Annotated in this window: 7 protein-coding genes; 4 read left to right on the forward strand and 3 right to left on the reverse strand. The window is 70.1% G+C overall.

What is annotated here, in order from left to right:
- Positions 1-91: 91 nt before the first annotated feature.
- Both ACWGI8_RS37600 and ACWGI8_RS37605 read right to left on the reverse strand, forming a co-directional pair.
- On the reverse strand, positions 92-325 hold the full coding sequence (locus tag ACWGI8_RS37600) for an acyl-CoA carboxylase subunit epsilon (RefSeq protein WP_453667929.1): 234 nt from the start codon (positions 323-325) through the stop codon (positions 92-94).
- Between the two features lie 7 nt (positions 326-332).
- Positions 333-1,550 (reverse strand): cytochrome P450, encoded by a 1,218-nt coding sequence (locus ACWGI8_RS37605; protein ID WP_453667930.1) that lies wholly within the window; start codon positions 1,548-1,550, stop codon positions 333-335.
- A gap of 340 nt (positions 1,551-1,890) precedes the next feature.
- Between ACWGI8_RS37605 and ACWGI8_RS37610 the strand changes: the two genes are divergently transcribed.
- Genes ACWGI8_RS37610 through ACWGI8_RS37620 form a run of 3 tightly spaced genes read left to right on the forward strand, consistent with a single transcriptional unit; the run spans position 1,891 to position 4,862 of the window.
- Complete coding sequence (locus ACWGI8_RS37610; protein WP_453667931.1) at positions 1,891-2,979, forward strand: type III polyketide synthase; 1,089 nt, start codon at positions 1,891-1,893, stop codon at positions 2,977-2,979.
- A gap of 3 nt (positions 2,980-2,982) precedes the next feature.
- Complete coding sequence (locus tag ACWGI8_RS37615; RefSeq protein ID WP_453667932.1) at positions 2,983-4,299, forward strand: cytochrome P450; 1,317 nt, start codon at positions 2,983-2,985, stop codon at positions 4,297-4,299.
- Positions 4,296-4,862, forward strand: a complete 567-nt coding sequence (locus ACWGI8_RS37620; protein WP_453667933.1) for a cupin domain-containing protein — start codon at positions 4,296-4,298, stop codon at positions 4,860-4,862. The genes ACWGI8_RS37615 and ACWGI8_RS37620 overlap by 4 nt, the downstream gene beginning before the upstream one ends.
- Here the strand turns inward: ACWGI8_RS37620 and ACWGI8_RS37625 are convergent.
- Positions 4,837-5,091 (reverse strand): hypothetical protein, encoded by a 255-nt coding sequence (locus tag ACWGI8_RS37625; RefSeq protein ID WP_453667934.1) that lies wholly within the window; start codon positions 5,089-5,091, stop codon positions 4,837-4,839. The two genes, ACWGI8_RS37620 and ACWGI8_RS37625, sit on opposite strands and share 26 nt — an antisense overlap.
- Before the next feature lie 170 nt (positions 5,092-5,261).
- Between ACWGI8_RS37625 and ACWGI8_RS37630 the strand changes: the two genes are divergently transcribed.
- Positions 5,262-5,972, forward strand: a 711-nt coding sequence (locus ACWGI8_RS37630) for a DJ-1/PfpI family protein (RefSeq protein WP_453667935.1), incomplete at its 3' end; no start/stop codon positions are given.

Raw genomic sequence — 5,972 nt, forward strand, 5'->3', positions numbered from 1 at the left:
TGGAGTCATGGCGGAGCCATGCCGACTGACGACAACGCAGGAGACGGAGTCGCAGGGCGTCGCGAGCCCAGCAAGATCCACCGGACAGGCCCTAGTAGCGGGACCCGGGGTCGAACGCCATGGCCGTTCTGTCCCGCACCCGCCACGAGCCGCTCGGCTGGAACCCGCCTCCCCACGCCCGGTCCCAGTGCGCTCTGCGGCGTCGGGCCTCGCGCCCGGCGGCGGCGGTCTCGCTGCGGCAGGCGAGGGCCGTCAGCACCGCCATCAGCGCCGCCAGCTCCACATGGTCGGGCGAACCCTGCATGATGCGTACATCGAGTGACATCTGAGCCTCACCAGCGGACCGGGAGCGTCTTGGGGCCTCGGATCAACGCGCCCTCCTGCCATTCCAGCCGTTCGGGCGGCACCGCGAGTTCGAGCCGCGGGTACCGGTCCAGCAGCGTCGCGAGCATGACCTCGGACTCCATCCGGGCCAGCATCGAACCGACGCAGTGGTGCGGTCCGAACCCGAACGAGAGATGCGCGACGGGCTCACGGTCGAAGTCGAGCGTGTGCGGGTCGCGGAAGACCGCCGGGTCGCGGTTCGCGGCGAGGTACGAGAAGTAGACGGCCTCGCCCGCGCTGATGCGGACGCCGCCGATCTCCAGGTCCTCGGTCGCGATCCGCGGCAGCCCCACACCGTTGCGGTGCGGGATGTAGCGCAGCAGCTCGTCGACGGCCTGTGGCAGCAGTCCGCGCTCGGTGCGCAGCCGCGTCATGTGCTCCGGATGGGTGAGAAGCGCGTAAACCATGTTCGCGCTGTTGTTGCGCACCGCGTGCGCACCGCTCACGAGGATCGCCGTTGCCAGCGAGACCGCCTCGTCGTCGTTGATCTCACCGGCCTCGACGGCGGCGACGAGGACGCCGGCCAGGTCGTCGCGCGGCTCGGCGCGCCGTCTGCCGAGGAGTCCGACGACGACGTCACGGACCGTGTTCTTCGCCGCCTCGCTCCGGCTGGGCGCCGGGGCCGGGGTCATGATCACGTTCGCCCAGGAGGTCATGTCCGACCGCTCGTCCTGCGGCACCCCCAGCAGGTCGCAGACGACGGAGAGCGGGAACGGACCGTGCAGATGCTGCATCAGATCCGCGGGGGACCCCTGCCGTTCCATGGTGTCCAGCAGGGCGTCCGCGGTCCGCTGGGCCATGGGCCGCAATCGCTGCATGCTCGCGCCGGTGAAAGCGCGGGCCACCACGCGGCGCATCGTGTTGAGGTGCGGCGGGTCCGCGTAGTTGAGGGCCGCGTGCTTCGCCGCGATGGCGTGCGGGGAGCCGCTCGTCACCGACCGTCCCGCCAGGGCCTTCCGGCTGAGCCGGGGGTCCGAAGAGGCGAGTCTGACGTCCTCGTACCGTGTCACGAGCCAGACGCTGCCCTCGCCGAACGGGAGCCGGATGCGCGCCACCGGCTCGTCGCGCAGGAGCGTGGTCAGGAACGGGTCGAAGTCCAGGGCCGGGAAGTCCTCCAGGGTCCAGTGGTGGACCCTCCGCTCCTCCCCCGGGCCGGCACCGGTCACGGGGCAGCCCCGGACGGCGGTACCTACGCCGGCATCAGCACCGGTACCTGCACCGGTCAGGGAGCCGGCCCCGGGTCCGCTTCCGAGCACGGCCTCCGTGTCGAGTTCTGGCCTCATCGACTTCATCTCCCGGTTTGTGATCGCGCTGGTGTGCGGATCACGTGCAGTGCGCTGGTACGGCCCCCGCCAGGAACACATCCCTTCCCGATTGCACGGACATCGGCTCGAACACGCCCGCGCATCACCCGTTCGGCGCAACCCGGAAGGGGCTTCCCGGCGCGCGCGACGGCGTGTCGTCCCTGAACATTTTGGAGGAACGCGAGAGGAAGGGCGGCATGTCATGGCCACTCTGTGCAAACCCGCGGTGTCCGTGCCCGAGCACGTGATCACCATGGAGCAGACCCTTGATCTGGCGCGGTCCGTTCACGCGGACCACCCGCAACTGGAACTGGCGCTGCGCCTGATCCGGAACACGGGGGTGGAGAAGCGGCATCTGCTGCGACCGATCGAGGAAACGCTCAAACACCCCGGGTTCGAAGAGCGCAACGCCGTCTACGAGGCGGAAGCCAAGGCGCGTGTGCCTGCAGTCATCCGACAGGCACTGGCAGACGCCGAACTCGCCACGACAGACATTGACATGATCATTTTCGTGTCCTGCACGGGCTTCATGATGCCGTCACTGACCGCATGGCTGATCAATACGATGGACTTCCGCACCGACGTCCGGCAGGTGCCGATCGCCCAGCTCGGATGCGCGGCCGGTGGTGCGGCGATCAACCGGGCGCACGACTTCTGCACCGCCTACCCCGAGGCGAACGCCCTCATCGTGGCTTGTGAGTTCTGCTCGCTGTGCTACCAGCCGGCCGATGTGAACGTCGGCAACCTGCTCTCCAACGGCCTGTTCGGCGACGGACTGGCAGCGGCGGTGGTACGCGGCAGGGGTGGCCACGGCGTCGAACTGGAGCGCAACGGCTCGTATCTGGTCCCGCACACCGAGGACTGGATCGCGTACGACATCCGCGCCACCGGCTTCCACTTCAAGCTGGACAAGCGGGTGCCCGGCACGATGGAACCACTCGCTCCGGCCCTCAAGGAGCTTGCTGCGGACCACGGTTGGGACGCCACCTCGCTGGACTTCTACATCATCCACGCGGGCGGGCCGCGAATCCTGGACGACCTGAGCATGTTCCTCGGAGTGGAGCCCGAGGCCTTCCGGTTCAGCCGGGCCACGCTCACCGAGTACGGCAACATCGCGAGCGCCGTCGTCCTGGACGCACTGCACCGGCTCTTCGAGGAGGGCTCCGCGGAGCACGCGGCGCGCGGCATCCTCGCCGGCTTCGGGCCCGGCATCACCGCGGAGATGTCGCTGGGCAGCTGGACCGTGCCCGACGGGCTCCTCACCGCGCCCTCGCGCGCGGGGAGGAGCTGAACCATGCGGAGCACGACCATGACCACCACCACGAGCACGGCGAGCTCCACGAGCACGAGCAGCACGAGCAGCACGACCAGCACAAGCAGCAGAGGCAGCACCGCGGCCACGGGCGCGGCCGCGGCCGACCCGCTCCCGCCGGTCCGTTCCTGGCCGGTCCAGGACCTGTCCGGTGTGGAGTTCGATCCCGTGCTCGCCGAGCTGATGCAGGACGGTCCGGTGACCCGTATCAAGCTCCCCAACGGCACGGGCTGGGCCTGGCTGGTGTCCGGGTACGACGAGGTGCGGATGGTGGCGAACGATCCGCGCTTCAGCCGCAAGGCGGTCGTCGGCAACGATGTCACCCGGCTCGCCCCGCACTTCATCCCGGTCGACGGAGCGGTCGGCTTCGAGGACCCGCCCGATCACACCCGGCTGCGCCGGGCCGTCGCGGCCGCGTTCACGACGCGGGGCGTGGAACGGCTGCGTGGGCAGGCGCAGAAGCTGCTCGACGAACTGGTCGACGCAGTCCTGCGCGACGGCCCGCCCGCCGACCTCACGGAGCGGATCCTCGCCCCCTTCCCGCTGGCCGTCGTCTGCGAGCTGATGGGCGTGCCCGCACGCGACCGCCCGAAGATGCACGAGTGGACCGTGCTCATTCTCTCCTCGTCCCAGGGAGCGGAGCGCAGCGAGCGGGCGAAGAGGGGGGTGTGCGCGTACTTCGCCGAACTGCTGCGCAGGCGCCGGGGCACGGGCGGCGAGGATGTGATCGGGGTGCTCGGGACGGCCGTGGCGGACGGCGAGATCACCGAGTCGGAGGCGGTCGGCCTCGCACTGCTCATCCAGATCGGCGGCGAGGCGGTCACCAACAACACCGGCAACATGGCTTACATCTTCCTCACCCGTCCGGAGTATCAGGCCCGGCTGCGTGCCGAGCCTGCGCTGCGGCCCTCGGCCATCGACGAGCTGCTGCGCTACATCCCGCACCGCAACGGTGTCGGGCTGACCCGGATCGCGACGGAGGACGTGACCATCGCCGGGCACGGCATCAAGGCGGGTGACGCCGTCTATGTCTCGTACCTGGCCGCCAACCGCGACCCGGACGTCTTCCCCGACCCGGAGGAGATCGTGCTCGACCGCAGCCCGAACCCGCATGTGGCGTTCGGATACGGACCGCACTACTGCGTGGGCGGCTTGCTCGCCCGGCTGGAGACCGAACTGCTCGTCGCGGCCCTGCTGGACCGATTTCCCGACCTTCGTCCCGCCGTCCCGCTCGAGGAATTCCGGTGGCGCCCGGGCGCGCTCATACGAGGTCCCGAGGGATTGCCGGTGACCTGGTGACCGCCCACATCAGCGCGCCGCCGGAAGACGTCGCCGTCGCCCAGCCGCCCGAGGGGCTGCTCGTGCCGAGCGGCGAGGGACGCAAGCTGCACTCGGCGGCCCATGAGGTGACGTTCAAGGTCACTGGCGCGCATTCACGCGCGGCGTCCAGCTTCGAGGTGGTGGTACCACCCGGATTCGACGTCGGTGCCCATGTGCACACGCGCAGCGAAGAGCTCTTCTACGTGCTCGAAGGCGAGCTGGAGGTACTCGCCTTCGAGCCCCGGGTGCGCACGCGTGACGACTGGCGCCATTGGGAGTCCCTCACGGGCCGGGGCGTCGTCGCTGCGGGCCCGGGCACGGTCATCGTCGTACCGCCGGGCTGTCCACACGCGTTCGCCAACCGCACGGACGAGCTGGCGAAGATGTTCTTCCAGGCGGCCCCGCCACCGGACCACGAGCGGTACTTCGAGGAACTCCAGGAGATCCTCAACTCGGGCGGCCCGCTGGATCATGCGGCGATCACCGAGCTCCGGGCCCGCTACGACATCGAACAACTCACGCCCCTGCGGCACGACGCGTGACACCCGCGGTGTGAAGGTCCCTCACCAGACCGAACAGCTCCGCCTCGTTGCCCGCGAAGCCCGCGTCCGCGAGGGCCCGGTCCGCTTCCGCCATGGGGGCGGTGAGCGCGAGGGGTGGCGGGGCCGCACCGGAGGGTTCGGCGAGTGCGGCGCGGACCGCGCCCAGCAGACGCACATACGCCTGCGCGGCGGCTCGTTCGCGTGACGTCATCATCGTGGCGGCACTCATCGGTCGGCCTCTCCTTTCGGATGGGTACAGCGGCACACCGTCCACCCTGCCCCATGCCACTGACAACGGCCCTCGGGATCGCCGCCTCGGGAACCTCCGCCCCCTCCGGTCCGACGTCTTGGTCAGCACGTCGTTCCGAAGGCACTCGACAGTGACGGAGACGGAGACAGATGATGAATCGCAGAGGGATGCTCAGATCGGCGGCCGGGGCCGGTGTCGCGGCCGGGCTGGGCGCGGGGACCTCGGGGGCGTACGGAGCCGCGCCGGGCCGCCGCCGCGACCGGCCGCTGCGCGTGCACATCGTCGTGTTCGACGGGGCCGAGGAACTGGACTTCATCGGCCCGCTGGAGGTCCTTCGCCTCGCACAGAGAATGGGCCTGCCCCTCACCACCACCCTGGTGACCAGCGGAGAACCTGGCCGGATCACGGGCACGTTCGGTACGGACATCGCCGCGCCGGGCGCGTGGGACCCCGGGGCGGCGGATGTGATCGTGGTGCCGGGCGGCGGTTTCACACGCAAGGACGCGCCGGGCATCTGGCCCGAGATCAGGAAGGGCGTGCTGACCCGCGAGCTGAAGCGCGCGGTACGGCCCGGACTCACCCTCGTCGGCATCTGCACCGGAGTGGTCGTCCTGCACGCCGCCGGGCTCGTCGGCGACCGTCCCTGCACGACCCATCACGGTGCCAAGCAGTATCTGAAGGACCTGGGCGCCGATGTACGCGACGCGCGGGTGGTGGACGACGGCGATCTGGTGTGCGCGGGAGGCATCAGCTCCGGTATCGACGGTGCGCTGTGGCTCCTCGAGCGGGAGTTCGGTGCCGAGGCGGCCGGACGCGCCGAGACGGTCCTGGAGTTCGAGCGCCGCGGCACAGTGCTGCGT

It is taken from the genome of Streptomyces sp. NPDC054841 (assembly GCF_053611045.1).

Excerpts from the sequence above, each read along its gene's own strand:
- ACWGI8_RS37610 (WP_453667931.1), top strand. The coding sequence starts at position 1,891 with ATGGCCACTCTGTGCAAACCCGCGGTGTCCGTGCCCGAGCACGTGATC.
- ACWGI8_RS37625 (WP_453667934.1), bottom strand. The coding sequence starts at position 5,091 with ATGAGTGCCGCCACGATGATGACGTCACGCGAACGAGCCGCCGCGCAG.
- ACWGI8_RS37615 (WP_453667932.1), top strand. The coding sequence starts at position 2,983 with ATGCGGAGCACGACCATGACCACCACCACGAGCACGGCGAGCTCCACG.
- ACWGI8_RS37600 (WP_453667929.1), bottom strand. The coding sequence starts at position 325 with ATGTCACTCGATGTACGCATCATGCAGGGTTCGCCCGACCATGTGGAG.